The following is a 26,342-nucleotide window of genomic DNA, read 5'->3' as shown; positions in this document are numbered from 1 at the left end:
CGGTTCCCCGGCCCCGCCGACGAACCGGTGACCGGCCCCCGGACGGACGTCCGGGGGCCGCCACGGCGGAGCAGCGGTGCCACGGGTGGCGAGGTCCTGTGACGGACGGCCGCTCCGGCATCCCTGCGCCGCGAGAGGAGAGGGGTGGCACGGTGACGATCTCCGGCACCTGGGTGCTCCACTACAGCTGGGGCTGCACCGGGGACTACGGGCGGACGAGCCTCGACTTCCGGGCCGACGGCACCTTCTCCGGCGGCGGCCTCTCCGGCTCCTGGCGGCAGCTGGACGGGATCCTGCTGCTCCGCTTCGCCGACGGGCCGGCCCAGTACGGCGGAACGGTCACCGGCCACGTGGGCACGGGCGCCATGTCCGCCTTCGACGGCGCACTGAACGGCTGCTGGTACCTGGCGGAGCAGGGCGCGTCCGGCCCCGCGGACCCGGCGGACCCCGGGGCCGACCAGCCCGCCGACGCCGCCGGGCGCAGGACCGAGCCCGCTGCGCCCGCACCCGGCGGCCTGGACGCCGCGGGCAACCGGATCTGATGCGCGAGCGTCGGGAGGAGAGCGCCATGCACCACCCCCACGGAGCCCTCTGCGGTGTCATTCCGCCGTTCGTGCACGAGCACATGGCCGAGCACGGCGACGAGCCGACCCGCAGGAACGCCCTGGCCGCCCTGTCCGTGGACACGACCGTCCGGGCCGAGCGGCTGCTCACGGACCTGTCCGCGGGCGGGGTCGGGGGGCGGGCGGCGGCCTCCACGAGCCGCACGGTCCACACGGCCCGCAACACCGGCGAGCTGCCCGGCACCCCGGTGCGCTCCGAGGGGGAGCCGCCCACCGGCGATCCCGCCGTGGACGAGGCGTACGACGGGCTGGGCGCCACGGCCCAGCTCCTGCGGGAGGTCTTCGGGCGGCACTCGCTCGACGACGCCGGCATGCCGCTGCTCGCCACGGTGCACTATCGGAGCAAGTACAACAACGCGGCCTGGGACGGGCGGCAGATGATCTTCGGCGACGGGGACGGCCGGCACTTCAACCGCTTCACGGCGGCCGTGGACGTCATCGGCCACGAGCTGGGCCACGGTGTCACCACGCACGAGTCCGACCTCCTGTACCTGCACCAGGCCGGGGCGCTCAACGAGCACTTCTCCGACGTCATCGGGGCCATGGTCAAGCAGTACGTCGCGGTGCCCCGGCAGACCGCCGCGGAGGCCGACTGGATCATCGGGGCCGGGCTGTTCACGAGCGCCGTCGACGGCGTCGGCCTGCGCTCGATGAAGGCGCCCGGAACGGCGTTCGACGACGCCGTGCTCGGCAAGGACCCCCAGCCGGACCACATGTCCCGTTTCGTGGAGACGCTCAGCGACAACGGCGGCGTGCACATCAACTCCGGCATCCCCAACCGGGCCTTCTACCTGGCGGCGACCGGACTGGGCGGGCACACCTGGGAGAAGGCCGGCGGGATCTGGTACGCCGCGATGCGGGACCCCGAGCTGCGGCGCCTGCGCCGGGTCGCCCGCTTCCAGGACTTCGCGCGGCTCACGCTCAAGCACGCCGCCGCGCTGCACGGCCCCGCGGAGCGGGCGGTGGTGGAGGACGCCTGGCAGCAGGTCGGCATCGCGGCGGAGATCGCGCCCGCCGCGGAACCGACCGCGGACGCCTGGGTGCTGCACTACAGCTGGGGCTGCACGGGCTCCTGGGCGCGTGCGTGCCTGGCGTTCCACGAGGATGGTTCCTTCACCGGTGACCTCTCGGGCCGGTGGCACCAGCAGGACGGCACGCTGCTGCTGAGCTTCGACGACGGTCCGGCCCAGTACGCCGGCACCCTGGTCGGTGACGTCGCCACCGGTGCCATGTCCACCTTCACGGGAGCGGACGGGTGCTGGCACCTGACCCGGCCGGGTGCCGCGACTACACTCGGGAGGTGATCCGACCCGGGCCCGCCACCCCTCCGCGCGGGGGCGCCCGGACCGTCCGCGGCCGAGGAAGGGACGGTGTCCTCCATGGCGAGAGTGCGCTACCACGTGGAAGGCGGCATCGCCTTCTTCCCCGGCCTGGCCGCGGAACGGGCCTTCGAGACGGAGGCCCTGCCCCCGGCCCGGCGCGACGAGCTGCTCGGCCTCTTCGACACCGTCTGCACGCACCGGCTGTCCTCGACCGGCCCGACCGTCCCGGAGGGCGCGGCCGACCAGCAGACCTACGTCATCGAGGTCCAGGAGGCCTCCGGGGTGCGGCGCCTCGTGGTGGGCGAGTTCGACCAGGACCCGGTGGCCCGGGAGCTGCTGGCGCGCCTGCGCGACTGCGCCGACCAGGGGGAGGTCGGCGGCGCACGGTGAGGCGCTCCCGGACGCCGCGGCCCTCCGTCGTGCGCGCCGACTCCGTGCGGCCGGCCATGCAGTAGAACAGGAGGCATGACCTCCCCGGACCTGCCCCCTGACCTCGTCGACGGCCTCGGCGTCCGCCGCGCCCACCCGCTCGGCGGCGGGGACACCGCCGCCGCGTTCCGCCTCGAGACGCCCCGGGGCCCCCTGTTCGCCAAGACGATGGCGGATCCGCCCGCCGGCATGATGGCGGTGGAGGTCGCCGGGCTGCACGCCCTCCGGGAGCACGCACCGGAGGCCCTCGGGGTGCCGGAGGTCGTGCGCTGGACGGAGGACGGCATCGTCCTCGAGTGGGTCGAGGAGGCCGCCGGCCCCCGCCGACCCGGGACCGAGGAGGCCTTCGGGCGGGCTCTGGCGGACCTGCACCGTGCCCGGGGGCCGGCCTTCGGCGCGCTGACCCCGGATCTGCCCGGGCGGATCGGCTCCTTCGCGGTGGACCTGTCCCCGACGCAGGACTGGGCGGAGCTCCTGCTGGAGCGGCGGATCCGTCCGCTGATGCGGGACGCGGTCGCCTCCGGCCGGATCGACCCGGGTGCCGCCGACCTGCTCGAGGAGCTCGCGCCGCGGGCCCGCGAGCTCGCCGGGCCCGACGAGCCGCCGACGCTCGTGCACGGGGACCTCTGGGCCGGCAACCGGCTCGTGGACGCCGAGGGACGGAACTGGCTGATCGACCCGTCGGCGTACTGGGGGCACCGGGAGGTCGACATCGCGATGATGCTGCTGTTCGGCGGCTTCGGCGAGCAGTGCCTGGCCGCCTACCGTGCGCAGCACCCGCTCGCCCCGGGCTGGGAGGACCGGGTGCCGTGGTACCAGCTCCCGCCGCTGCTGGTGCACGCCGTGCGGTTCGGCGGTGGCTACGGGGACGCGGCGACGAGGGCGCTGCGGCGGCTGCGGGGCTGAGCCGCGGCGTGGGAGCGGCCTGCGGCGCCTCGCTTCAGGTGCGCTTCAGGCCGCGCTGGTTGTCTGGGTCCCGCGGGGGATCCCCGGGACGCCAGGGAGTGCTGGCGGTCGCCGGTCGCGAGCCGGGGGGCGGCGACCGGCGACGTGTCCCGGGAGCCGGGTCCCGTGCGCGGTACCGAGGAGTCCGCGCACGGGATCCGGACCCGGCGTCCGGCGCGAGGCCCTGGCGCTCCCCGTCCCCGCCTGCGCCCGGGTCCGGCGGACGCGGGCTTCACTCCTGGCCGGCGGACGCCGCCCACTCGGCCACGCGGGCGCTGCTCTGCTCGTCGGAGAGGTCCTCGACCCGCGTCATGATCGACCAGCGGATGCCGAACGGATCGCGGACGCTGCCGTACCGGTCCCCGGAGACGAACGTGCTGACGGGTTCGCGCACCGTGGCACCGGCCGCGACGGCGCGCGCCACCACGTCGTCGACGTCCGGGACGTAGAGGCCCAGGGAGTAGCAGGCGTCATCGCTGTCCGGCGGCGGGACGAGGCGGAAGGCGGGATGGGCCTCGCCGAGCTGGAGGCGTCCGTCGCCGAGGTCGAGGGTCGCGTGCACCACCACGGGCGTCCCGCCGGGGCCGGGCATGTCGGTGCGGTCCACGAGGACGGCCCCGAAGACGCGGGTGCAGAAGTCGATCGCCGCGGCGGCGTCCACCACGGCGAGGAACGGGGTGAGGGCGGTGAAGCCGCGCGGGGTGCCGTCGGTCGTGTGCGCGCCGGTGACGCCGCGGACGCTCTGTTCTGTGCTCATGCCGCGAGCCTAGGGCGCGGCCTCGGCGCGGTCTTGAAGATTCCCGCCACGCCGGAGGATGGCTGGCTACGCTCGGGACATGAGCGAGCCGCCCACCACGCGGGGCCATCTCACCCCGGGACCGCAGGCCACGGTGACGCGCCTTCCCGCGCCCGACGACGTCGCCCACCTCGTCCGGCAGCTGTGGATCCCGGAGTGGGACCTGCCGGCGGGGGAGCGCGTCGAGCAGCTGGTGCTCGGGTACCCGGCGAGCAACGTGGTGGTCGAACCGGACGGGGTGGCGCTGCACGGGCCCACGACCCGCGCGTCCACCCGGTTGCTGACCGGGCGGGGCTGGGCGGTCGGCGCCCTGCTGCGCCCGGCGGGGGTCCTGCTCTTCACGCAGCGACCGGCCGGTCTGCTCGACGCGTCGGCGCCGCACGAGGCGCCGGGACTGCACCGTGCCGTGGCGGAGCTGATGTCCGCAGCCGTGCCGGCCGGGGACGCCGCCGCCCGGCGGGAGCGCGCCGCGGCGCTGCTGGTGGACCACGTCCGCGCCCGGGCGGCAGTCCTGCCCCCGGAGGCCGCACGGGACGGCGCCCTGGCCAACCGGTTGGTGGAGCTGGTCGAGGCGGACACCGGGATGCGCAGCCCGGACGACCTGGCGCGGGAGCTGCACGTGTCCGTGCGCTCCCTGCAGCGGCTCGCGGCCCGGTTCGTGGGGATGCCGCCGCAGCGGCTGCTGCGCCGTCGCCGGCTCCAGGAGGCCGCCGAACGGATGCGCGCGGACCCGGGCGCGGACCTGGGGGCGCTCGCCGGGGACCTCGGTTTCGCGGACCAGGCCCATCTCACCCGGGAGTTCCGCTCGGTCCTGGGGGCCACCCCGCGCGGCTACGGCCGCTCGCGCCCGGGATAGGACGAGGTGCCGGTGCCGTCCCCGGCCGCGGGTGTGAGGCACGAGACACCGGGAACGAAAATATCTGGGCCCCCGATCCCGTTGACACGGAAAGAAGCAGTTCCCTGATGAAAGGTTTCCCGTGCCGAAGTCCTCCCTGACCACCCCGCTCGATCTCGGCTCCCTGCAGCTGCCGAACCGTCTCGTCATGGCGCCGCTGACCCGGATGCGCTCCGGCCGCGACGGCGTCCCCGGCGAGCTCAACGTGGAGCACTACACCCAGCGCGCCTCGATGGGCCTCATCGTCACCGAGGGCACCTACCCGGACGTGGTCGGGCAGGGCTTCGCCTTCCAGCCCGGCATCCAGACCCCCGAGCAGGTCGAGGGCTGGCGGCGCGTGGCCGACAGCGTGCACGCCGCCGGCGGGCGGATCTTCATGCAGGTCATGCACGCCGGCCGGGTCTCCCACCCGGACCTCAACGGCGGCGCCCAGCCGGTCGCACCCAGCGCGGTCGCCATCGAGGGCGAGATCCACACCTACCGCGGGAAGTCCGCGCTGCCCGTGCCGCACGCCCTGACCGCCGAGGAGCTGCCCGGCGTGGTCGACTCCTTCGTGCGGGCCGCCCGCAACGCGGTCGAGGCCGGCCTGGACGGCGTGGAGCTCCACGGCGCCAACGGCTACCTGCTGCACGAGTTCCTCGCCCCGGGCGCCAACCAGCGCACCGACGAGTACGGCGGCACGCCCGAGAACCGTGCGCGCTTCGTGCTCGAGGTGGTGCGGGCCGTGGTCGAGGAGATCGGCGCGGAGCGGGTCGGGCTGCGGATCTCCCCGGAGCACAACATCCAGGACGCCTGGGAGCTCGAGCACGCGGACGTCGTGGCCACCTACACCGCCCTGGCGGCCGGCCTGGCCGACCTGGGACTGGCCTACCTCTCGGTCCTGCACCGCGAGCCGGAGGGCGAGCTGGTGCAGGGGCTGCGCCGCGCCTTCGGCGGGGTGTTCCTCGCCAACAGCGGCTTCGGGACCCCCACCAGCCGTGAGGAGGGCGTCCGGCTGCTCGAGGAGGACGTGGCGGACGGCGTCGTCGTCGGCCGTCCCGCGATCGCCAATCCCGACCTGGCCCGCCGGTGGGCCGAGGGCCTCGCCGAGAACGTGCCGAACCCGCAGACCTTCTACTCCCAGGGCGCCGAGGGCTACACCGACTACCCCTTCGCGGAGGCCTGAGCCGGTACCGTTGCCCCACCGGCACCCGCACCGGCACCGGTGCGGGTGCCGGACCCGTGCTGTGCCCGCCCGCAGAGGAGCCGCCTGTGAGCACCCCGTCACCCGCCGAGATGCGCTCGGTGCTGCTCGAGCTGGTGCGCCGTCGCGGCGCGGACAAGACCATCTGCCCCTCCGAGGCGGCCCGGGTCCTGGCCCCCGCCCGCTGGCGGGAGCTGATGGAGGACGTGCGGCAGGAGGCGTACCGACTGGCCGACGACGGGCTCGTGGACATCACCCAGCAGGGCCGTGCGGTCGACGGCCGGTCGGCGCGCGGGCCGATCCGCGTCCGACTCCGTCGACCGCCCGGACCCCCGCCACGGGTACCGTGAGCCCATGACGACCGCCCCTCTCAGTGCCCTGCTCGGTTCCGCACTCCGCGTGCCGTTCGTCCTGCTCAAGCAGGTCCGGCCGCAGCGGCCCATCCACTCCGAGGGCGCCGGGCTGGAGGGCGTCCTCACCCGCACCGGCGGCGGGTCCAGCGGCATCCGGTGGATCGACGAGGCCGGCGAGGACCCCGTGCGGGCCCGGTTCTCCCGCTCCGCCGGCTTCCCGCACGGGTGGCCCGACATCCTGGGCCTCGCCCTGCGCTGCCCGGTGCCGCCCTCCGGGCAGATCGACGGCCGCAGCGACGGCCGCGCCGACCTCCTGCTCGCCACCGCCGGCAACGGACGGCTCTCCCGGTTCGTGCCGACCCTCCACCGCTACGTCCCGGAGAGCCCGTTCACGTCCTTCATGCCCTACCGCGGCCTGAACGGCCCGGTCCTGCTGGCCGCGCACCCGCAGCCCCGGTCGGAACCGCTGCCCGCTCGCCCCGACCGGTTCCGGGCCTCCGTGGCGGCCGAGCCCTGGCGGCTGAGCCTGTCCTGGGCCACCCCGCTGGGCCCGTGGCGCCGCTTCGCCACCGTGGAGCTCTCCCCGGGCACGCCGTTCGGCGACGACGAGCGCTTCGACCCCCTGCTCAACGTCCCCACGGGCGCCGAGAACTACGACTGGACCTACCGCCTGCGCGAACCCTCCTACAGCCTCGCCCGCATCCCGGGGGACGAGCCGCGCCGGACGTAGACTGGCGCCATGGGACTGAGACTGAGCCCGGCTCCTTCCGCCTCGGCGACCCGCCGCCACGCCCTGGTGGAATCACCCATCGGCCCGCTGGCCCTCGTCGAGGAGGACGGTGCGCTCGCGGCGCTGTCCGTCGAGGGGGCCCGGCAGGGACCCGTCCCCGACTCCTTCGGCGCCCGGGACGACGACGTGCTGCCGCACGTGCGCGAGCAGCTGGACGCCTACTTCGCGGGCCGGCTCCGGGAGTTCGACGCCGACGTCGTGCTCCACGGCACCCCGTTCCAGGTGCGGGTGTGGAACGCCCTCGCCCAGGTCCCGTACGGGACGACCGGCACCTACGGGCAGCTCGCCCGCACGATCGGCGCCCCCCGGGCGGCCCAGGCGGTGGGCGCGGCGAACGGCCGCAACCCCGTCAGCCTGCTCGTCCCCTGCCACCGGATCATCGGCGCGAACGGCCGGCTCACCGGCTACGCCGGCGGCATGGCACGCAAGGAATACCTGCTGCGCCTCGAGGGCGCCCTGCTCTGACCCGTCCGGACGCCGCCCCACCAGGAGGACCCATGCCCCGCCTCGACGACCTTGCCGGCGCCAACCTGGCGAAGGCCCGCGCGGCCGTCAGCGGACGCAGCACGGAACTGGTGGTCCACGACGGCGTCCTGCGCCTGACGGTCATGGCGCTGTGCTCCGGCCGGGAGCTCGCCGAGCACGTGGCTCCGCCGGCCGCCACGCTCCAGCTGCTGCACGGCCGGATCCGCGTGCTCAAGCGCGGCCAGCTCGCCGAGGAGCTCGCCCCCGGGGACCTGCTGTCCCTCACCGACTCGCGGCACTCCGTGGAGGCCCTGGAGGACTCGGTCTTCCTGCTGACCACGGTCTCCCGGCCCTCGGACGGCTACGATCCCCGGGTCGCCTGAAGGCGGGTCGCCGCTCACCAAGGTGCCTCCGCGCCGGACGCGCGGGATGCCCCTGTCGTATGCCTCGTCCGGCATGCTCGGTTCGGCGGGCGCGGCTCAGAACGCGTAGCGGACCTCGCAGTACGGCAGCCTGCGGTGCAGCAGGTCCAGGAACTCCTCCAGGTAGCGCTGCTTGTCCCGGAACCGGTAGCGCACGTTCAGCGCTCCGTTCTGCGACCGCTTCGCCTCCTGGAGGTCCGGGCGCCACAGCACCTCCTCGGCCTTGGGGTGCCACTGCGTGTTGACCTCGTGCAGCTGGGCGTTGTGGGTCAGGAAGATGACCTCCGCGGCGAGCTGCTCCTTGGCCGCGGCGCCCAGACCGGCGTCGAGCTGGTCGAAGAGCTCCGCCCAGTCCTCCAGCCACGTGTCCGTGACGATCACCGGGGAGAAGTTCACGTGCACCTCGTACCCGGCCGCCACGAAGTCGTCGATCGCCGCGATCCGTTCGGGCACGGGGGTCGTGCGGATGTCCGTCAGCTTGGCCAGGCGCTCCGGCATCAGCGAGAACCGCACCCGGGTCCGCCCCTGCGGGTCCCAGTCCAGCAGCTCCCGGTTGACGTACTTCGTGGCGAAGGACGCCTTCGCCGTCGGGTGGCCGCGGAACAGGTCCACGAGGTCGCGCACGTTGTCGCTGAACAGCGCGTCCGCCGAGCAGTCGCTGTTCTCGCCCAGGTCGTAGACCCACGCGGCCGGATCGCACTGGTTGGGCTCCGGCTTCACGCCCTGCCGGCGGATGTGCCGGTCCAGGTAGCCGCTGATCTGCTCGATGTTGGCGAAGACCGTCACCGGGTTGCTGTACCCCTTGCGGCGCGGCACGTAGCAGTAGGCGCAGGCCATGGCGCATCCGTTGGCCGTGGACGGCGCGATGAAGTCCGCGGACCGGCCGTTGGGCCGCGCCGCCAGCGACTTCTTCACGCCCAGGACCAGCGCCTCGCGCTTGATCCGCACCCACCGCCGCACGTTGGTCTCGTCCCCGTGCAGCTCCGGGATCTGCCAGTGGCTGGGGACCTCCACCAGGGTGGCGTCCGGCCACCGCTCGAGCACCTCCCGGCCGCGGGGCAGCTCGGCCGCCGCCGGCTCGTAGTAGATGCGGGTGATGTCGACCAGTGACGGATCCGGGGGCATGCCAACGAGTCTAGGGTCCCCCTCCGACAGTGGACTTACCACTCCCGGGCGGACAGGATGGCACCATGACCGCCCGCGGGAGCGGCCGTGCCGTCCGCACGACCCCCGCGCGGGTGCCGCGCCGATCGGGGCCCGCCGCCCCCGCAGCGCCCCGTCCGCCGATCCGCACCGACCACGAGGGAGCAACCCCATGAAATCCGTATGGCTCGACACCTACGAGGTGCCGTCCGCGGCGTCGGACCCGTTCGTCCCCGGCGCGCACTACGACACCGTGGTCGCGGGGGCCGGGCTCACCGGGCTGACCACCGCGGTCCTGCTGGCCCGCGCGGGGCAGCGCGTCGCCGTCCTCGAGGCGCGCTCCGTGGGCGCGGTGACCACGGGCAACACCACGGCGAAGCTGTCCCTGCTGCAGGGCACCACGCTCTCCCAGATCCGCCGGCACCAGTCCGACGAGGTGCTGCGGGCCTACGTGGAGGGCAACCGGGAGGGGCAGTCCTGGCTGGTCCGCTACCTCGAGGAGCGCGGCGTCCCCTTCCAGCGCCGCGCCGCCTACACCTACGCCACGACGTCGAAGGGCGCCGCGCAGCTGCGCAAGGAGCTCGAAGCCGCCCACGCGGCGGACCTGCACGTGAGCTGGAGCAGCGACACCGGCCTGCCCTACGAGGTCGCGGGGGCGATCACGCTGCCGGACCAGGTCCAGTTCCACCCCATGGAGGTGCTCGGCGCCCTCGTCGCCGAGCTGCGCGAGCGCGGCGGCACCCTCGTGGAGGGCGTGCGCATCACGGGCGCGGGAGTCCGCTCGCCCCTGACCGTGCGCACCTCGGAGGGCTCCGTCCGGGCCGACCGGCTCGTGCTCGCCACCGGCATCCCGGTGCTGGACCGCGGTGCGTACTTCGCGAAGGTCTCCCCGAACCGCTCCTACGCCCTGACCTACCGGGTCCCCGGCGCGCCGGGGTCGATCCCGGAGGGGATGTACATCACCGCGGACAGCCCCACGCGCACGCTGCGCACCGTTCCGGTCGACGGGCAGGAGCTGCTGCTCGTGGGCGGCAACGACCACGTGGTGGGACGCTCCGCCTCACCGCAGGCGGCGGTGGACGACCTGGAGGAGTGGACCCAGCGGCACTTCCCCGGCGCCGAGCGCACCCACGCCTGGGCCGCGCAGGACTACGAGTCGATCAACGTCATCCCCTTCATCGGCGCCCTGCCGCGCGGTGGGGGCAACATCTACCTGGCCACGGGCTACAACAAGTGGGGGATGAGCAACGCCGTCGCCGCCGCGATCGCGCTCAGCAGCGAGATCCTCGGCGGCAGCGTGCCGTGGGCACAGACCCTGGGCCGGCGGGTGACCTCGCCGTCGGACGTGCTCACCGCCCTGAAGTTCAACGCGAGCGTGGGCCTCAACGCCCCGAAGGACTGGCTGAAGGCCGAGCTGAAGGAGCTGCCGGCCGGCGCGCCGGCGGAGGGGACCGGCGTCGTCGGCCGTGAGCGCGGGCGCCCCGTGGCCGTGTCCACGGTCGACGGGAAGACGTGCCGGGTTTCCGGGGTGTGCACCCACCTCGGTGGGGTGCTGCGCTGGAACGACGCCGAACGGTCCTGGGACTGCCCGCTGCACGGCTCCCGCTTCGCCGCCGACGGCGCCCTGCTGGAGGGCCCCGCGGTCAAGGACCTCCCGCGGATCGACGGCTGACCCCGCGTCGCGGACACGACGACGGCCCCCACCGCGATCGGTGGGGGCCGTCGGTGCTCCTGCAGCAGGCGTGCCGTGCGCCGCGCCGGGGGAGAAGGCTACTTCTTGGAGGAGCTCTCCTCGAGCTTCAGCGCGACGCCGATCGCGAAGAAGGTCGGCGTCCACTCGCCCACGAACAGGCCCCAGCGGTCGGCCTGCGGCTTGGACTTGCTCTTGCCGAGGCTGGCCGCCCAGGACAGGACGGACAGGCCGATGGACGCGAAGCCGGCCGCGTAGGCGTGCTCGCTACGGACACCGAGGTTCTGGATCGTGCTGATCATGGAGGTTCCTCTTTCCTGTGGTGGTCACCGTCGAAGGTGAGCTCGTCGAGCCGTGTCCGCCCAGTCTCACACGAATCCGGCAAATAGGAAAGCAGGCTGACGATAAAAGTGGGCGGCCGTTCCCGGGGTCCGCCGGCCCTCGAGGGCCGGCGGTCACTGAGGGCGCGCCTCCTTCGGCGGTGCCGCGGTTGTGGCCAGATGTGTGGTCCCCGAAAACCGCGTTAGCCGATGCAAAAATGTGTTTCCTCATGCAAACTGATCCATACCCGACGCACCGGCCACCACCGTCGTCGGGTGGACGCCGAACCGGTCGGGGGGCCGGTGGCGTCGACGGCCCGGGCGCGACGGAGTGCCCGGGTCGAGCTGATGATTTCTGGGGGGAAACATGCTGCCATCCGTCGTGGGCGCTCTGCTGAGCGCCGTCGTCCTCGCCTACGTGCTGCCGGACGCGAACTACAAGCGCCACAAGCGGTTCATCGTCGGCGCCAGGGGACTGCGCCGGGCGATCGTCGTCGTCTACTCGGTGCTGCTGGCGCTGAACCTGTGGTGCGCCACGGTCATGCCGGTGACGCTGGTCTGCGACGCGATCGCCGTCTCGACGCTGGTCGCCACCGGCGTCTTCGGCTTCGCCATCGCCGAGCGGCGGATCCCGGCGGCCACCGTGGTGCAGCGCCGCCGGGTGCTGGCCGTGGGGGCGCACCCGGACGACCTCGAGCTGGCCTGCGGGGCGACCCTGGCCAAGCTGGTGGACACCGGCCACGAGGTCCGCGGCCTGGTGATGAGCTCCGGGGAGGTCGGCGGCAACGCGTCGCTGCGCCCGGCCGAGGCCCAGCACGGCGCCTCGTTCCTGGGCCTGTCGGGCCTGCGGGTGCACGACTTCCCGGACACCAAGCTGGAGACGGTGACCAACGACCTGGTGCGGGCCATCGAGGCCGCGATCAAGGAGTTCCAGCCCGATGTGATCTTCACGCACTCGGCCCATGACCAGCACCAGGACCACTACGCGGTGCACCAGGCGACGCTGCGCGCCGCGCGGGCCCACCACTCCATCCTGTGCTTCGAGTCCCCCTCGGTGACCCGCGACTTCGACCCGTCGGTGTTCGTGGACATCGACGGCTACGTGGACGTGAAGGTCGAGGCCGTGCTCTCCCACCGGGACCAGGCCGGCAAGCCGTACATGACCCCGGGGCGGGTGCGGGGCATGGCCGCCTTCCGGGGCGCGCAGGCGAAGAACACCAACGCCGAGGCCTTCGAGCCGGTGCGCCTGCTCGGCTCCGCCATCGGCGACCTGTGAGCGGTGACCGGGCTCCTGGGCGCTGAGCTCCGGGCCGGCCCTCAGACCGGCCCGGAGCTGCCCGCGGGGTAGTCGAGCAGCGGCACGCGGCCGTCCTCGAAGGCGGCCAGCACCTCGTCGACGATCCGCCAGCCCTGCTCGGCCGCGTCCCCGCGGACGCTGAAGGTGTGGTCGCCCTCGAGGATGCCGCGCAGCACGCTGCCGTAGGCGGTCAGGCCCGGCCGGGCCATCCCCGAGGAGAGCGTCACCCGCGTCAGTCCGCGGGAGTCGAAGGGGCCGCCCACGTTCAGCTCCAGGGACAGCTGCTCCTCCTCGAGACCCATCCGCAGCACGTCCGGGGCGACGTCCCCGGAGCGGGGCAGCTGGTCGTAGTCGTGCGGCGGGCGGCGGAACGTGATGGCGATCTCCTGGCGCGGACGGCCCACGGCCTTGCCCGAGCGCAGGGTGACCGGCACACCGTTCCAGCGCCAGGTGTCGACCTCGAGGACGAGCTGGGCGAACGTCTCCGTGCCGCGGCTCGGGTCCACCCCCTCCTCGGCCGTGTAGTCGGGCAGCTCCCGGCCGCCCACGGTGCCGGCCGTGTACCGGCCGCGGACCGCGGCCCGGGCGGGGTCGCCCCGCCAGGGCTTCGCGGCCCGCAGCACGTGGCTGGTCAGCGTGGGGATCTCCACCTGGTCGAAGGAGGACGGCGGCTCCATCATGACCAGGGCCATCACCTGCAGCAGGTGGGACTGGACCATGTCCCGCAGCGCGCCCGTGGAGTCGTAGAAGCCCGCGCGCCCCTCCAGGCCGAGGGTCTCGTCGAACACGATCTCGACGGACTCCACGTGGTCCCTGTTCATCAGCGGCTCCAGCAGCCGGTTGGCGAAGCGCAGCCCCACGAAGTTGAGCACCGCCGGCATGCCGAGGAAGTGGTCCACCCGGAAGGTGCGCTCCTCGGGCACGAGCCGGCCCACGAGACGGTTGAGCTCCCGGGCGGTCTCCGTGTCCGAGCCGATCGGCTTCTCCAGGGCCAGCACCAGGTCGTCGGGCAGGTCCATCCCGGCCATGACCTCGCAGGCCCGGGCGGTGACGGCCGGCGGCAGGGCGAAGTACAGGCAGACCGGGCCCTCCGCGGCGTCGAGCAGGCCGGCGAGGTCCCCGGCGTCGGTGACGTCGCCGGCCACGTAGCGAGCCGTCTCCCGGGTGTGCGCGGCGGCGGGCCCGGAGGCGCCGACGGCGTCGAAGGCCTCGGCGACCACCCGCTCCCAGCCGTCCGCGGGCTCGCGCGAGGAGCCGACGACGTCGATCCGCAAATCCGGCTGCGAGCTGAGCAGCGTGCCCAGCCCCGGCAGGAGCAGGCGGGAGGTGAGGTCGCCGGTGGCGCCGAGAATGACCAGGGTCCTGATGGGCGTCATACCAGCACGCTACCCCGGCTGGTTGACTGGTCGCATGAGCAACGAATCCCGGCGGTCCCCGTCCACGCCCCTGGAGGACTACGCCCTCCTGTCCGACCTGCACACCGGCCCGCTGGTGTCCCGCGACGGGAGCGTGGACTGGCTGTGCTTCCCCCGGTTCGACTCCCCGTCGGTCTTCGCCGCCCTGCTCGGCGGCCCCGAGGACGGGCGTTGGAAGCTCTCCGCCGTCGACGGCGAGGTCGCCTCCCGCCGCTACCTGCCCCGCACCTTCGTGCTCGAGACCACGTGGCGCACCCCCACCGGCACCGCCGTGGTCACCGACTTCCTGCCCCCGGGCGGACCGGAGGGCCACCCCGACCACGCCGACCTGGTGCGCCGGGTCGAGTGCACCGCCGGGACGGTGGAGGTGGAGCACGACCTGCGGATCCGCTTCGACTACAACCGCGCCCTGCCCTGGACCCGGCGCGTGGCGGTGGACGCGGACGGCACCTGCGGGCTGCTCTCGATCGCCGGCCCCGACGCCCTGCTGCTGACCGGGCCCATGCTGCACGCCCACGAGGCCGGGCCGCCGCCGGGCGCGGCGGCGGAGGAGCCCGGCCGGCCCGACCAGGACGCGGGCGGGGTGTCCGACCGGCTGGCCGGGCGGTTCGCGCTCTCCGCCGGGGAGTGCCTCGACTGGGCGCTGACCTGGTACGAGTCCCACCACCCGCTGCCCCGGCCGGTGGACCCCGCCCGGGCCCTGGACCAGGCCGTCACGTTCTGGACCGAGTGGTCCTCCCACGTGAGCACGCACAAGCGCCACGAGCAGGCCGTGCTGCGCTCCCTGCTCGTGCTGCGGGCGCTCACCCACCGCGGCACCGGCGGGATCGTGGCCGCTCCCACCACCTCCCTGCCCGAGGAGTTCGGAGGGGTGCGCAACTGGGACTACCGCTACACCTGGCTGCGCGACGCGGCCCTGACCATCGAGGTGCTCGTCGCCCACGACTTCACCGACGGCGCGCTGCACTGGCGCAACTGGCTGCTGCGGGCCGTGGCCGGGGATCCCGACCAGGTGCAGATCATGTACGGCCTGGCCGGGGAGCGGCGGCTGGCCGAGACCGAGCTGGGCCACCTCGCCGGGTACGAGGACTCGGCGCCGGTGCGGATCGGCAACGGGGCCGTGGGCCAGTACCAGGCCGACGTGGTGGGCGAGGTCATGCTGGCGCTGGCCGCCCTGCGCGACGCCGGCGTGGCGGAGGACGAGTACTCCTGGGGGCTGCAGAAGAACCTGCTGCGCTTCTGCGAGCACCACTACGACCGCGCCGGCCACGGCATCTGGGAGATGCGCGGGGACCCGGCGTTCTTCGTGCACGGGCGGGCCATGATGTGGGCCGCCTTCGACCAGGGCATCCGCGCGGTGCGGGAGCACGGCCTGAGCGGGCCGGTGCAGCGGTGGCACGAGCTGCGGGAGCGGCTGCGCACCGAGATCATGGAGCAGGGCTTCGACGCGGAGCTGAACACCTTCACCCAGACCTACGGCGGCACCGAGGTCGACGCTTCCCTGCTCCAGCTGCCGCACACCGGGTTCGTGGCCTATGACGACCCGCGGATGCTCGGCACGGTCGCCCGGATCGAGGCCGACCTGCGCGGTGAGCACGGGCTGGTGCACCGCTACCGGACGGCCTCCGGGCTGGACGGGCTGGAGGGCGGGGAGTACCCGTTCCTCATCTGCACGTTCTGGCTCGTGGAGCAGTACGCGCGCAGCGGCCGGGTGGACGACGCCGGGCAGCTGCTGGAGCAGCTGGCGGGCTACGCCAACGACCTGGGCCTCTACGCCGAGGAGTTCGACCCCGACACCGGGCGGCTGGCCGGGAACTTCCCGCAGGCGTTCAGCCACCTGGGCTTCATCCGCGCCGTGGACGCCGTGGTGCGGGCGCGGGCCGGCGAGGACCTCGAGGAGCGCACGGCGCCCTAGCTCCGCGCGGTCGGCGTGCGCGCACCGCGCTCCGTGCGCCCCGCCGCGTGCGGGGCCGTCCCGGGCGCCGGGGCGCGCCCGCGCGCGGACGCCGTGGCGACCACGACCAGGACGGCGGCCAGGGCCGCGCCGCAGGCCAGGGTCGGCGACGGGGGCTCGCCCAGGGCCCGGCCGGCCGCGATCCAGGACAGGCCCCAGGCCGAGGCGGCGGCCACGGCCCAGCGCCCGCCCACCCGGTGCTGGATCCACGCCAGCACCGCGGCCAGACCGAGCACCACGGCCACGCCGATCCACTCCGCGCCCGGCCCGTCCTGGCGCACGCCCGAGGCGACGAGGGCGGCCGCGACGTTGGCCGCCGTCGCGACGGCGACCCAGCCCAGGTACAGCCCGAACGTGCCGTCCACCACGAGCCGGTCCAGCCGGGTGCCCCGGTCCGGCAGCTCGGCCAGGCGCTGCACGAGCAGGCCCAGGACCAGGGCCAGGGCCACGATGACGCCGACGCTGAGCCGGATCCACCCCTGCTGGGTGACCAGCAGCCAGCCGGCGTTGAGGAGCATGGAGACCGCCGCGAGCCATCCGGTGGCGCGGGCGCGCGGGTCGGCGGCGCGCGAGGGCAGCCACTGCCAGAGCGTGTACGCGAACAGGCCCAGGTAGATCACCGACCAGATGGAGAACGCCGTGCCCGCCGGGGCGAGCAGGGTGGCGTCCGCGGCCAGGGTGCCGCCGGAGGACTCCGCGACCCGGGTGCCGAACAGGCCGATCCCCACCAGGGTGCCCAGCACGCACGCGATCTCGCTGACCGTGACCACGACCTGGCGGACGCGGTCCGCGGCGGTCGTCCGGGCGGGTCCGGCAGGGGGGCGGACGGGGGCGGTGCTCACGGGAGGACCTTTCTCGAGGGGCGCGGATCCTGCCGCCACGGTAGGGGACGGACCTGGGAGCCGGCTCCGGGGGAGACCCGCGCGGGACGGTCCCCTAGAGTGACCGGATGGACTCCACCCAGCACCCCCGGCCCGTCGTGGGCCTGCTCGGGGCCACCGGCATCACCGGGCGCGTGGCACTGGCCCACCTCGTGGCGCGGGCGCCGGAGGCCGGGGTCGACGTCGTCGTCGGCGCCCGGGACCCCGAGCGCGTGCGCGCCCTGTGCGCGGAGCGCGGGATCCCCGCCCCCGAGATCGTGCCCGCCGACGTGACGGACCCCGGATCCCTGCGCGCGTTCGTGCGGCGGGCCGACGTCCTGGTCAACCTGGCCGGCCCCTACACCCGGCTGGCCCCGCCGGTGCTGGCCGCGTGCGTCGCGGAGGGGACCCACTACCTGGACCTGACGGGCGAGTCGCAGCTGGCCCGGCGCACCGACCGGGACCTGGACGCCCCCGCGCGGGCCGCCGGGGTCTCCCTGGTGCACACGGCCGGCTTCGAGGCCCTGCCCGCCGACGTCCTCGTGGACGCCGCCCGCCGGCACGCCGCCGCCCGCGGGGAGACCCTGCGCACCGCGGACCTCGTGACCTCCGTGCGCACCCCGCCGGGGGCGGGGTTCTCGGAGTCGGTCTCGGGCGGGACGCTGCAGAGCCTCGTCGAGGTCCTGCGGGACCCCGACCCCGCCCGGATGGGGGACGTCGCCGCGCGCCTGCCCGCGCCGGCGCCGGGCACCGGCACCGCCGCCGATCCGGGGGCGGTGCGCCGCACCGGTCCGCTGCGCCTGCGCGCCCGGACCGCCGGCGGCCGGGTGCTGGCCCCCATGAGCCCGCTCGCGGCGATCAACCCGCCGGTGGTCCACCGCACCCAGGCCCGCAGCCCGGTGCCCGGGGCCGCCGCCCACCCCCTCGCGTTCCGGGAGGCCGCGGACCTGGGCCGCGCGGGAGGGCTCCCGGGCGCCGGGCGGTTCGCCGCGGCCACGGCGGTGGCCGCGGTCCAGTTCCTGGCCGGGCTCGTCAGCCGCCTGCCGCACCCGGTGCGCGCCCGCCTCGCCGACGTCCTGGCGGCGCGGCTGCCGCAGGTGGGCACCGGCCCGACGGGGGACGTCCTCACCGGCTGGTCCTGGACGACCCGCGGGGTCTTCACCACCCACCAGGGGAGCACCTTCCCCGCGGTGCTGGAGGCGCAGGGCAATCCCGGCTACGGCACCACCCCCTGGCTGACCACGGAGCTGGCCCTGCGGATGGCGGTGCGCGGCGTCCCCGGGGCGGCGCTCGGCTCCGCCACGCCGGCCCTCGCCCTGGACGGGGACCTCGACGCGCTGCGGCCGGCCCGGGTGCGCGTCACGGTCGGCTGAAGCCGGGCACGCCGTGCGCCCCGGCCCCCACGAAGGGGACCGGGGCGCACCGGGACACCGCGCGCAGCGCTACGGCTTGAGCACCACCTTGATGCAGCCGTCCTGCTTCTTCTGGAACTTCTCGTACATGTCCGGGGCCTCGTCCAGGGAGGCCGTGTGGGTCTTCAGGTCCAGGACGCCCAGCGGGTCCGACGGGTCGTCCACCAGCGGGAGCAGGTCGTCGATCCACCGCTTCACGTTGCACTGGCCCATGCGCAGCTGGATCTGCTTGTCGAACATCGTCAGCAGCGGCAGCGGGCTCTTCGAGCCGCCGTACACGCCGCTGAGCGAGATCGTGCCGCCGCGGCGCACCGCGTCGATCGCGGTGTAGACGGCGTTGAGCCGGTCGCTGCCGGCGGTCTCCATGGCCTTGCGGGCCAGCGCGTCCGGCAGCAGCCCCACGGCCTGCTGCGCCACCCCCGCCACGGGCGAGCCGTGGGCCTCCATGCCGACCGCGTCCACCACGGCGTCCGGACCGCGCCCGTCCGTGCTCTCGCGCAGCTCGTCGGCCACACCCGCGTGCAGGTCCAGCGTCTCCACTCCGTGGCGCTCGGCCATGGCGCGGCGCTCCGCGACGGGGTCCACCGCGATCACGCGGTAGCCCAGGTGCCGGCCGATCCGCGCCGACATCTGCCCGATCGGGCCCAGGCCCAGCACGGCCAGGGAGCCGCCCTGCGGGGGCGCGGCGTACTGCACGGCCTGCCACGCGGTGGGCACCACGTCGGAGAGGTACAGGTAGCGCTCGTCCTCGCCGGTGTCGGGGACCTTGATGGGCCCGTAGTCCGCGTGCGGCACCCGGAGGTACTCGGCCTGGCCACCGGGAACGGAGCCGTACATGCGGGAGTAGCCGTAGATGGCGCACCCGCTGTTGTACTCGCGGACCTGGGTGGTCTCGCACTGGGACTGCAGCCCCTGGTTGCACATGAAGCAGTGCCCGCAGGAGATGTTGAACGGGACCACCACCCGGTCACCGGGCTTGAGGTTCGTGACGGCGGAGCCGACCTCCTCCACGATGCCCATGGGCTCGTGACCGACCACGTCGCCCTTGTCCATGAACGGGCCCAGCACCTCGTACAGGTGCAGGTCCGAGCCGCAGATCCCCGACGAGGTGATCCGCACGATCGCGTCCGTGGGCTCCTGGATCCTCGGGTCCGGAACCTCCTCCACGCTCACGGAGCGCCTTCCCTGCCATGTCAGAGCCTTCATCGATCCTCCTTCTCAGGGCCGCGCCCCCGTCGTCGGACGGAAACGTCAGCCTGCTGATCTGTTCGGTCGGGACCGATCCTACCCGCCGGGCCCGTCCGGGCGATAGGCCGCGGGCCGCCGGGGGCGCCCTCGTCGCCGGGGAGCAGGTCCCCCTCAAGTCCGGCGGCCGGTCCGTTCCCGTCGCCGGTCCGTGCCGGGCGACCCGGCATGTCGCGCGGGTCTTGACCCACAGCGCAGGCCGGTTGCCACCGGGTGCAGCCCGGCGCCGGAACCGGCCCACCCGGCCGTGAGCTGTCCCACACTGATCGTCGACGGGTTCCGGCCCGCCCCGATCCGCAGGGCCCGCCGCGCCCGCGTCCGGACCACCCGAGGAGATCCGCCATGCAGGAGACCACGCTCGCCACCCCGCCGTCCGCGCTCGGGGTCACCCACCCGCTGGACATGCTCACCCCGGCGGAGATCAGTGCCGCCCGCAGCGTCCTCGACGACGCCGGCCTGCTCGGGCCGGACACCCGCTTCCCGCGGGTGCTGCCCGTCGAACCCCCCAAGGCCGTGGTGCTCGGCCACGCCGACGGCGCGGACGACTTCGACCGCTCGGTGGACGTCACCCTGCTGGACACGGACACGGGCCGCACCCGCCGCGCGGTCGTGTCCGTGACGGCCGGGAAGGTCCGATCGGTCGAGACCCTGCCCACGGGGGAGCACCCCTACGGGCAGGCGCAGTACCTCTTCGAGGAGTACGACCGGGCGGCGGAGATCGTCAAGGCGGACCCGCGCTGGCAGGCCGCCATGGCCCGCCGGGGGATCGAGGACACCACCCACGCGTTCGTCTCCCCGCTCGCGCCCGGCTTCTTCCCACGGGAGGACGAGACGGGGAAGCGGATGATCCGCTCGCTGACCTTCCACCGCCGCTTCGAGGGGGACAACCCCTGGGGGCACCCCGTGGAGGGGCTGATCGCGCACGTGGACCTCACGGCCGGGGAGGTCGTCCGGCTGGAGGACGAGGGCGACGTCCCGGTGCCGATGGCCGACGCCAACTACACCCCCGAGCACGTCGGCCCGGCACGCACCACGCTCAAGCCGCTGGACATCGTCCAGCCGGAGGGTCCGTCCTTCCGGGTGGACGGCACCCACGTGACCTGGGAGAACTGGAAGCTGCGGATCGGCTTCAACGCCCAGGAGGGCCTGGTGCTCAACCAGGTCACCTTCCGCGACGACTCCGGGGAGGAGCCCGAGGACCGTTCCGTGCTCTACCGCGGGTCCGTGCCGGAGATGGTCGTGCCCTACGGGGACACCACGAACACCCGGTTCTGGATCAGCTACTTCGACGCGGGGGAGTACCTGCTGGGCAAGAACGCCAACTCCCTGAAGCTGGGCTGCGACTGCCTCGGGGTGATCCGGTACTTCGACGCGTTCGTGGCCGACGACGAGGGCCACCCGATGGAGATCCCGCACGCGGTGTGCATGCACGAGGAGGACTACGGCATCCTGTGGAAGCACACCGAGCCCGGTGAGGCCCCGCAGGTGCGCCGCTCCCGGCGCCTGGTGATCAGCTACTTCGCGACCATCGGCAACTACGAGTACGGGTTCTTCTGGTACTTCTACCTGGACGGGTCCATCCAGGTGGAGGCCAAGGCCACCGGCATCGTCTTCGCCGGGGCGTGCGTGCCCGGGCAGCCCAACCGGCACTCGGCCGAGGTCGCCCCGGGCGTGCAGGCCCCGGTGCACCAGCACATCTTCTGCGCCCGCCTCGACGTCGCCGTCGACGGCACGGGCAACACCGTGCAGGAGGAGAACCTCGTGGCCCTGCCCATGGGGGAGGACAACCCCTACGGCAACGCCTTCACGTGGTCGCGCACCGACCTCACCCGGGAGTCCGAGGGGGTCCGGGACGCGGACACCGAGACCGGCCGGAAGTGGTTCGTCACCAACCCGAACCGCCGCAACCACGTGGGCGAGCCCACCGCCTACCACCTGATCCCGATGCCCGGTCCGCGGCTGCTGGCCGCCGAGGGCTCCTCGGCGCGCCGGCGTGCGGCGTTCGCCACCCACCACCTGTGGGTCACCCGTTTCGACGAGAACGAACGCTTTCCGGCCGGGGACTTCCCCAACCAGCACGCCGGGGGCGGCATCGCCGACTGGGTGGCCCAGGACCGGGAGCTGACCGACACGGACGTGGTGCTGTGGCACACCTTCGGTCCCACCCACATCCCGCGCACCGAGGACTGGCCGGTCATGCCGGTGGACTACTACGGCTTCTGGTTCAAGCCTCACGGCTTCCTGGACCGCAACCCGGCCCTGGACCTGCCCGACTGGTCCACCGCCGGCGGGCGGTGCTGCGGCACCGAGGTGGGCGCCGCCGACCCGGTCCCCGCGGTCGGGACCGCCCACGCCGTCACCGGCACCGGTGACCGGCCCGCCCACGACTGCCGCTGCGAGGGCTGAGCCGTGAGCACCCGGACCGCCCCCTCCGGCAGCCCGTCCGAGCCCGCCGGCGCCCCGGCCCGCGGCCGCTCCGAGGAGACAGGGGGACTGGACCGCCGGACCCTGACCGTCCCGTCGCTGGTCTTCCTCATCATCGCGGCCTCCGCGCCCCTGACCGTGCTCGCGGGCGGGGTGACCTCCACCTACGCCGTGTCCGGGGTGCTGGGCGTGCCCCTGGCCTACGTGGTGCTCGGGGCGGTGCTCGCGGTCTTCGCCGTGGGGTACGGGGCGATGTCCGCCCGGATCACCAACGCGGGCGCCTTCTACGCCTACGTGGCCGACGGCCTGGGTGCCCGGCAGGGCATCGGCGCCTCCTGGCTGGCGCTGGTCAGCTACAACGCGATGCAGATCGGCCTGTACGGGCTCTTCGGCTTCGCCCTCTCCTCCTTCTTGGAGGCCCGGCTGGGCCTGGTCCTGCCGTGGTGGGCGTGCGCCCTGGCCGGGCTCGTGCTCGTGGGGCTGCTCGGGGTCAGCAGGGTGGACCTCTCGGCGAAGGTGATTGCGGTCCTCGTCGCCCTGGAGTTCCTCGTGGTGGTCGTCGTCGACGTGCTGTCCCTGGCCGTCGCCCCCGAGGGCGTCAGTGCCCAGCCGCTGATGCCCTCCGAGTTCCTCACCCACGGCGTCGGCGCGGTGCTGGCCTTCGGGATCGCGGCGTTCATGGGCTTCGAGTCCGGGGCGATCTACAGCGAGGAGGTCAAGGACCCCGCCCGTGCCGTGCCGCGCGCAACCTACACTGCGGTGGCGGTCATCGCCGTCTTCTACGCCGTGTCCGCCTGGGCGCTGGCCGTCGGCGTGGGGCCCGGCCGGATCGTCGCGGCCTCCCGGGAGCACGGCCCGGATCTCGTGTTCGTGTTCCTCGGCGAGCACGGCGGGGTGCTGCTGACCGACATCGCCCAGGTCCTGTTCATCACCAGCCTGCTCGCCGCGCTCATCGCCTTCCACAACGCCGTGGCCCGCTACTTCTTCTCCCTGGGCCGCGAGTCCGTGCTGCCCCGCCGGCTGGGGGCCGTGGGGCGGCGAAGCTCCGCCCCGGTGGCCGGCTCGCTCACGCAGAGCGGACTGGCCGTGGTGCTCGTGAGCGTGTTCGCCGTCGCCGGGCGGGACTCGGAGCTGGGCCCCCTGTTCCCCGTGCTCACCCTGTTCACGTGGCTCACCAACGCCGGGGCCTTCGGGCTGATCTTCCTGCTGGCCGTCACCTCCCTGGCCGTCATCGGGCACTTCCGGCGGGATCCCGGCGGGCACTCCGCCTGGGTGCGCTGGGTGGCCCCCGCCCTCTCGGCCCTGGGCCTGGGCACGGTCTTCGCGCTCATCCTGGTGAACTTCGACGTCCTCATCGGTGCGGAGGGTCCCAGTCCCCTGGCGGTCGTCATGCCCGCGGTCATCCTCGCCACCGGGCTCCTCGGACTGGTCTGGGGCGAGTACCTGCGGCGCCGTCGCCCCGCGGTGTTCGCCGGGGTCGGCTCCGGCCGCGCCGCCGGGGACGGCGGGCCGGACGCCGGCCCGCCGGGGACCGCGGGGCCCGAGCGCACCGCGGAGCGCGGGTGAGCACCGCGGGACCCGCCGCCGCCGCGGCGGCCCGGACGCCGCGCCGGCTGGGCGACCCCCTGAGGGCCGCACTCGTGCTGGGGACCGGCGTCTCCGTGGCCCTGCACGCACGGATGGCCCTCGACGGCGCCCACGGGCGGGGGTGGTCCGTGCTCATGGGGCTCATGGCGCTGCTGTGCCTTCCCTGTCTGCTCGCCCTGCTCCGTCCGGCGGCAGCCCACCCGGCGGCCCGCACGGTGCGGATGGCGCTGGGGACGGCCCTGGCCATGGCGCTCGGCCACGTCCTGCTGCTGCCGCTGCTGAGCCCCGGCGGAGGTCATGCCGGGCACGGCGCCCCACCCGTCGGCACGGTGCCGGCCGCCGCGGGAGGCGCCGGCCACGGGTCCGGCGTACTGGCCGTGGTCGGCGTCGAGATGGCCGTGGCCGTCCTGGCGGTCGTGTGGCTGCGTCGTACGGAGCGGCGGCCGACCTACCGTTCGGTCTAGGATGGGGCCAGCGCTGTGATCCCAGTCACGGCGGGCCGGTCCCGCGCGGCCCGCCCGCCGTCCCGGAGAGGGGACTCCCGAATGGCCTCGACACCGCCTCCGCCGCGGCCCGCCCCGGTGCAGCCCGTGCTGGCCGAGACGATCCAGGACTGGACCCGGCTCGCCTCGCAGTCCTTCGTGCCGCTGCGGTGCACCACCACGGCCCGGCGCACCTTCCGCGCGAGCCTCGTGGCGCGGGACGCCGGCAACCTGCACGTCACCCACATGCGGGTCGGGCCCCACGCCGTCGAGCGCGTGCCCGGCGCCGCCGACGGCGCCGGGTGCTTCAAGGTGAACCTGCAGCTGGAGGGCCGCTGCACCGTGGAGCAGGCGGGCCGCCGCAGCGTGCTGGGCCCGGGGGACCTGGCGCTCTACGACACGTCCGCGCCCTACCGGCTCGAGTTCGCCGAGGACGCCCGGCTGCTGGTGCTGATGTTCCCGCACGGCGTGCTCGACCTCCCCCCGGCCGCGGCCGGGCAGCTGCGGGCGGCCCGGCTCGGGTCGGAGACCGCCGTGCACGGGATGGTCTCGAGCTTCCTCGCCGCGATGGCCGAGCGGATGGACGCCCTGACCGGCATGAACGCCCAGCGCCTGGGGAACTCGGCCCTGGACCTGCTCACCACCTCGTTCAACCTCGAGCTCGACGACCAGGTGGCGGTCTCGGCGCACGAGAAGGACCGGCTGCGCGCCACGGTGCACGACTGGATCGAGGCGAACCTGTCCCGCCCGGACCTCGACCCCACGACGATCGCCCGCGCCCACTTCATCTCGGTCCGGCGGCTCCACCAGCTCTTCCACGAGGAGGGCACCACCGTCTCCGCGTGGGTCCGCACCCGCCGGCTGGAGCGGTGCCGGCGGGCCCTGGAGGATCCCGTGAGCGCCGGGGTGCCCGTCGGCCGGATCGCCGCCCGCTGGGGGTTCCCCGACGCCGCCCACTTCTCCCGCGTGTACAAGGCGGCCTACGGCATCGCCCCGTCCGAGGCGCGCGCCCGGGCGCTCGCCGGCTGACGCGCCCACCCGCCGGGCGGACCGCCCCGCGGCGCGGCCGCCGGGCTGCCGCGCTCCGGACGCGCTGCGCCGCCGACCACCCACGTCGCAGGCCGTGCACGTCGCGGATTCCCCCCGCAGCGGACAGCGCCCGCCGGGGCGGCGGCGTCCACGGTGCCGGTGGCACAGTGGGGCCCATGGACACACCTCACCCCTCCGCCCGGACCGCCCTGGTCGTCGGCGCCAGCGGCATCACCGGCTCCGCGCTCGTGGAGCAGCTCACCGACCAGGACTGGGACGTGCTCGCCCTCTCCCGCACCCCGGTCCCCGGCAGCGCCGCCCGCCACCTCGGCGCCGACCTGCGCTCCCCGGAGAGCCTCGCGACGGCCCTGGCCGAGGAGCGGCCCACGCACGTGTTCTTCACCGCGTGGTCCCGCCAGGCCACGGAGAAGGAGAACATCGAGGTCAACGCGGGCATGGTCCGCAACCTCCTGGCCGCCCTGGCCCACGCCCCGGTGGAGCACGTGGCGCTGATGACCGGGCTGAAGCACTACCTCGGCCCCTTCGAGGCCTACGGCCGGGGCACCATGCCGGACACCCCCTTCCGGGAGGAGGAGCCGCGGCTGCCGGTGGACAACTTCTACTACGAGCAGGAGGACGAGCTGTGGGCCGCGGCCGAGCGGCAGGGCTTCCGCTGGTCCGTGCACCGGGCGCACACGGTGATCGGCCACGCGGTGGGCAACGCCATGAACATGGGGCTCACCCTCGCCGCCCAGGCCGCGATCTGCCGGGAGACCGGCCGGCCGTTCGTGTTCCCCGGCTCCGAGACGCAGTGGAACAGCCTGACCGACATGACCGACGCCGGCCTGCTGGCCGAGCACATGGTCTGGGCCGCCACCGAGGAGGCCGCCGGGAACGAGGCGTACAACGTGGTCAACGGCGACGTCTTCCGGTGGCGACGGATGTGGCCGGCGCTGGCGGCGTGGTTCGGGCTGGAGTGGGAGGGTTTCCAGGGCGCCCCGCGGCCCCTGGAGGAACAGATGCGCGGCACCGAGGACGTCTGGGCCCGGATCGCCGAGCAGCACGGACTCACCGAGCCCGATCTCGCGCGCGTGGCCTCGTGGTGGCACACGGACGCGGACCTGGGCCGGCCGATCGAGGTCGTCGCCGACATGTCCAAGAGCCGGCTGGCCGGGTTCACGGGGTACCGCCGCACCGAGGACTGCTTCACCCGGCTGTTCGAGCGCTACCGGGCCGAGCGCGTCATCCCCTGACGGCCGGC

25 protein-coding genes are annotated in these 26,342 nt (G+C 74.4%); 19 read left to right on the top strand and 6 right to left on the bottom strand.

Annotation, left to right across the window (positions count from 1 at the left end):
- Positions 1 to 152 precede the first annotated feature (152 nt).
- The 4 genes from ACWCOM_RS02860 (at position 153) to ACWCOM_RS02845 (ending at position 3,280) form a co-directional block, all read left to right on the top strand.
- On the top strand, positions 153 to 542 hold the full coding sequence (locus tag ACWCOM_RS02860) for a hypothetical protein (RefSeq protein WP_454547226.1): 390 nt from the start codon (positions 153 to 155) through the stop codon (positions 540 to 542).
- Between the two features lie 26 nt (positions 543 to 568).
- Complete coding sequence (locus ACWCOM_RS02855; protein ID WP_454547225.1) at positions 569 to 1,927, top strand: M4 family metallopeptidase; 1,359 nt, start codon at positions 569 to 571, stop codon at positions 1,925 to 1,927.
- Between the two features lie 75 nt (positions 1,928 to 2,002).
- Positions 2,003 to 2,335 carry a protealysin inhibitor emfourin gene (locus tag ACWCOM_RS02850; RefSeq protein WP_454547224.1) on the top strand — a complete coding sequence of 111 codons (333 nt, stop codon included), beginning with the start codon at positions 2,003 to 2,005 and terminating at the stop codon, positions 2,333 to 2,335.
- Between the two features lie 75 nt (positions 2,336 to 2,410).
- Entirely contained in the window at positions 2,411 to 3,280 is an 870-nt protein-coding gene (locus ACWCOM_RS02845) for a fructosamine kinase family protein (protein ID WP_454547223.1), read from the top strand.
- 271 nt (positions 3,281 to 3,551) lie between these two features.
- On the opposite strand, the gene ACWCOM_RS02840 is transcribed toward ACWCOM_RS02845, so the two are convergent.
- Positions 3,552 to 4,076, bottom strand: coding sequence for a VOC family protein (locus ACWCOM_RS02840; RefSeq protein WP_454547222.1), 525 nt, complete (start codon positions 4,074 to 4,076; stop codon positions 3,552 to 3,554).
- A 79-nt stretch (positions 4,077 to 4,155) separates the two neighbouring features.
- On the opposite strand from ACWCOM_RS02840, the gene ACWCOM_RS02835 reads away from it, so the two are divergent.
- The 6 genes from ACWCOM_RS02835 to ACWCOM_RS02810 all read left to right on the top strand — a co-directional run bounded on the left by ACWCOM_RS02835 (position 4,156) and on the right by ACWCOM_RS02810 (position 8,184).
- On the top strand, positions 4,156 to 4,971 hold the full coding sequence (locus ACWCOM_RS02835; protein ID WP_454547221.1) for a helix-turn-helix domain-containing protein: 816 nt from the start codon (positions 4,156 to 4,158) through the stop codon (positions 4,969 to 4,971).
- Positions 4,972 to 5,092: 121 nt separating this feature from the next.
- A complete protein-coding gene (locus ACWCOM_RS02830; protein ID WP_454547220.1) occupies positions 5,093 to 6,175 on the top strand; it encodes an alkene reductase in 1,083 nt (360 codons plus the stop codon).
- Positions 6,176 to 6,261: 86 nt separating this feature from the next.
- The gene (locus ACWCOM_RS02825; RefSeq protein WP_454547219.1) at positions 6,262 to 6,543 is read left to right on the top strand and encodes a DUF3253 domain-containing protein; all 282 of its coding nucleotides are present in this window, start codon (positions 6,262 to 6,264) and stop codon (positions 6,541 to 6,543) included.
- A 4-nt stretch (positions 6,544 to 6,547) separates the two neighbouring features.
- The gene (locus ACWCOM_RS02820) at positions 6,548 to 7,276 is read left to right on the top strand and encodes a hypothetical protein (protein WP_454547218.1); all 729 of its coding nucleotides are present in this window, start codon (positions 6,548 to 6,550) and stop codon (positions 7,274 to 7,276) included.
- 9 nt (positions 7,277 to 7,285) lie between these two features.
- Positions 7,286 to 7,801, top strand: a complete 516-nt coding sequence (locus tag ACWCOM_RS02815; RefSeq protein ID WP_454547217.1) for a methylated-DNA--[protein]-cysteine S-methyltransferase — start codon at positions 7,286 to 7,288, stop codon at positions 7,799 to 7,801.
- A 32-nt stretch (positions 7,802 to 7,833) separates the two neighbouring features.
- Positions 7,834 to 8,184 (top strand): cupin, encoded by a 351-nt coding sequence (locus tag ACWCOM_RS02810; protein ID WP_454547216.1) that lies wholly within the window; start codon positions 7,834 to 7,836, stop codon positions 8,182 to 8,184.
- A 96-nt stretch (positions 8,185 to 8,280) separates the two neighbouring features.
- Here the strand turns inward: ACWCOM_RS02810 and ACWCOM_RS02805 are convergent, their stop codons facing one another.
- Positions 8,281 to 9,348: a spore photoproduct lyase family protein gene (locus ACWCOM_RS02805; RefSeq protein ID WP_454547215.1), complete on the bottom strand. Its 1,068-nt coding sequence runs from the start codon at positions 9,346 to 9,348 to the stop codon at positions 8,281 to 8,283.
- 190 nt (positions 9,349 to 9,538) lie between these two features.
- Between ACWCOM_RS02805 and ACWCOM_RS02800 the strand changes: the two genes are divergently transcribed.
- Positions 9,539 to 11,038, top strand: a complete 1,500-nt coding sequence (locus tag ACWCOM_RS02800; protein ID WP_454547214.1) for an FAD-dependent oxidoreductase — start codon at positions 9,539 to 9,541, stop codon at positions 11,036 to 11,038.
- 98 nt (positions 11,039 to 11,136) lie between these two features.
- Here the strand turns inward: ACWCOM_RS02800 and ACWCOM_RS02795 are convergent, their stop codons facing one another.
- A complete protein-coding gene (locus ACWCOM_RS02795; protein ID WP_454547213.1) occupies positions 11,137 to 11,358 on the bottom strand; it encodes a hypothetical protein in 222 nt (73 codons plus the stop codon).
- Positions 11,359 to 11,743: 385 nt separating this feature from the next.
- Between ACWCOM_RS02795 and ACWCOM_RS02790 the strand changes: the two genes are divergently transcribed.
- Positions 11,744 to 12,652 (top strand): PIG-L deacetylase family protein, encoded by a 909-nt coding sequence (locus ACWCOM_RS02790; protein ID WP_454547212.1) that lies wholly within the window; start codon positions 11,744 to 11,746, stop codon positions 12,650 to 12,652.
- Between the two features lie 41 nt (positions 12,653 to 12,693).
- Here the strand turns inward: ACWCOM_RS02790 and ACWCOM_RS02785 are convergent, their stop codons facing one another.
- Positions 12,694 to 14,049 (bottom strand): glucose-6-phosphate dehydrogenase, encoded by a 1,356-nt coding sequence (locus ACWCOM_RS02785; RefSeq protein WP_454547211.1) that lies wholly within the window; start codon positions 14,047 to 14,049, stop codon positions 12,694 to 12,696.
- A gap of 34 nt (positions 14,050 to 14,083) precedes the next feature.
- On the opposite strand from ACWCOM_RS02785, the gene ACWCOM_RS02780 reads away from it, so the two are divergent.
- Positions 14,084 to 16,003 (top strand): glycoside hydrolase family 15 protein, encoded by a 1,920-nt coding sequence (locus tag ACWCOM_RS02780; protein ID WP_454547210.1) that lies wholly within the window; start codon positions 14,084 to 14,086, stop codon positions 16,001 to 16,003.
- Here the strand turns inward: ACWCOM_RS02780 and ACWCOM_RS02775 are convergent.
- A complete protein-coding gene (locus ACWCOM_RS02775) occupies positions 16,000 to 16,884 on the bottom strand; it encodes a tryptophan-rich sensory protein (RefSeq protein WP_454547209.1) in 885 nt (294 codons plus the stop codon). The genes ACWCOM_RS02780 and ACWCOM_RS02775 overlap by 4 nt on opposite strands.
- Before the next feature lie 107 nt (positions 16,885 to 16,991).
- Between ACWCOM_RS02775 and ACWCOM_RS02770 the strand changes: the two genes are divergently transcribed.
- On the top strand, positions 16,992 to 18,275 hold the full coding sequence (locus ACWCOM_RS02770) for a saccharopine dehydrogenase NADP-binding domain-containing protein (RefSeq protein WP_454547208.1): 1,284 nt from the start codon (positions 16,992 to 16,994) through the stop codon (positions 18,273 to 18,275).
- Positions 18,276 to 18,344: 69 nt separating this feature from the next.
- Here the strand turns inward: ACWCOM_RS02770 and ACWCOM_RS02765 are convergent, their stop codons facing one another.
- The gene (locus ACWCOM_RS02765; RefSeq protein ID WP_454547207.1) at positions 18,345 to 19,520 is read right to left on the bottom strand and encodes a zinc-dependent alcohol dehydrogenase; all 1,176 of its coding nucleotides are present in this window, start codon (positions 19,518 to 19,520) and stop codon (positions 18,345 to 18,347) included.
- Between the two features lie 381 nt (positions 19,521 to 19,901).
- On the opposite strand from ACWCOM_RS02765, the gene ACWCOM_RS02760 reads away from it, so the two are divergent.
- From ACWCOM_RS02760 to ACWCOM_RS02740, 5 genes are all read left to right on the top strand, one after another.
- Positions 19,902 to 21,965: a primary-amine oxidase gene (locus ACWCOM_RS02760; protein ID WP_454547206.1), complete on the top strand. Its 2,064-nt coding sequence runs from the start codon at positions 19,902 to 19,904 to the stop codon at positions 21,963 to 21,965.
- 3 nt (positions 21,966 to 21,968) lie between these two features.
- Entirely contained in the window at positions 21,969 to 23,549 is a 1,581-nt protein-coding gene (locus ACWCOM_RS02755) for an APC family permease (RefSeq protein ID WP_454547205.1), read from the top strand.
- Positions 23,546 to 24,034, top strand: coding sequence for a hypothetical protein (locus tag ACWCOM_RS02750; protein ID WP_454547204.1), 489 nt, complete (start codon positions 23,546 to 23,548; stop codon positions 24,032 to 24,034). Before ACWCOM_RS02755 ends, ACWCOM_RS02750 begins: the two co-directional genes overlap by 4 nt.
- An 81-nt stretch (positions 24,035 to 24,115) precedes the next feature.
- The gene (locus ACWCOM_RS02745; RefSeq protein WP_454547203.1) at positions 24,116 to 25,081 is read left to right on the top strand and encodes an AraC-like ligand-binding domain-containing protein; all 966 of its coding nucleotides are present in this window, start codon (positions 24,116 to 24,118) and stop codon (positions 25,079 to 25,081) included.
- A gap of 176 nt (positions 25,082 to 25,257) precedes the next feature.
- Positions 25,258 to 26,334, top strand: a complete 1,077-nt coding sequence (locus ACWCOM_RS02740; RefSeq protein ID WP_454547202.1) for an SDR family oxidoreductase — start codon at positions 25,258 to 25,260, stop codon at positions 26,332 to 26,334.
- Positions 26,335 to 26,342 lie beyond the last annotated feature (8 nt).

The sequence above is a fragment of the Kocuria sp. KH4 genome (assembly GCF_053711175.1).
Note: the sequence above shows the minus strand (reverse complement) of the source record. Positions and strands in the feature narration are given on the sequence as shown.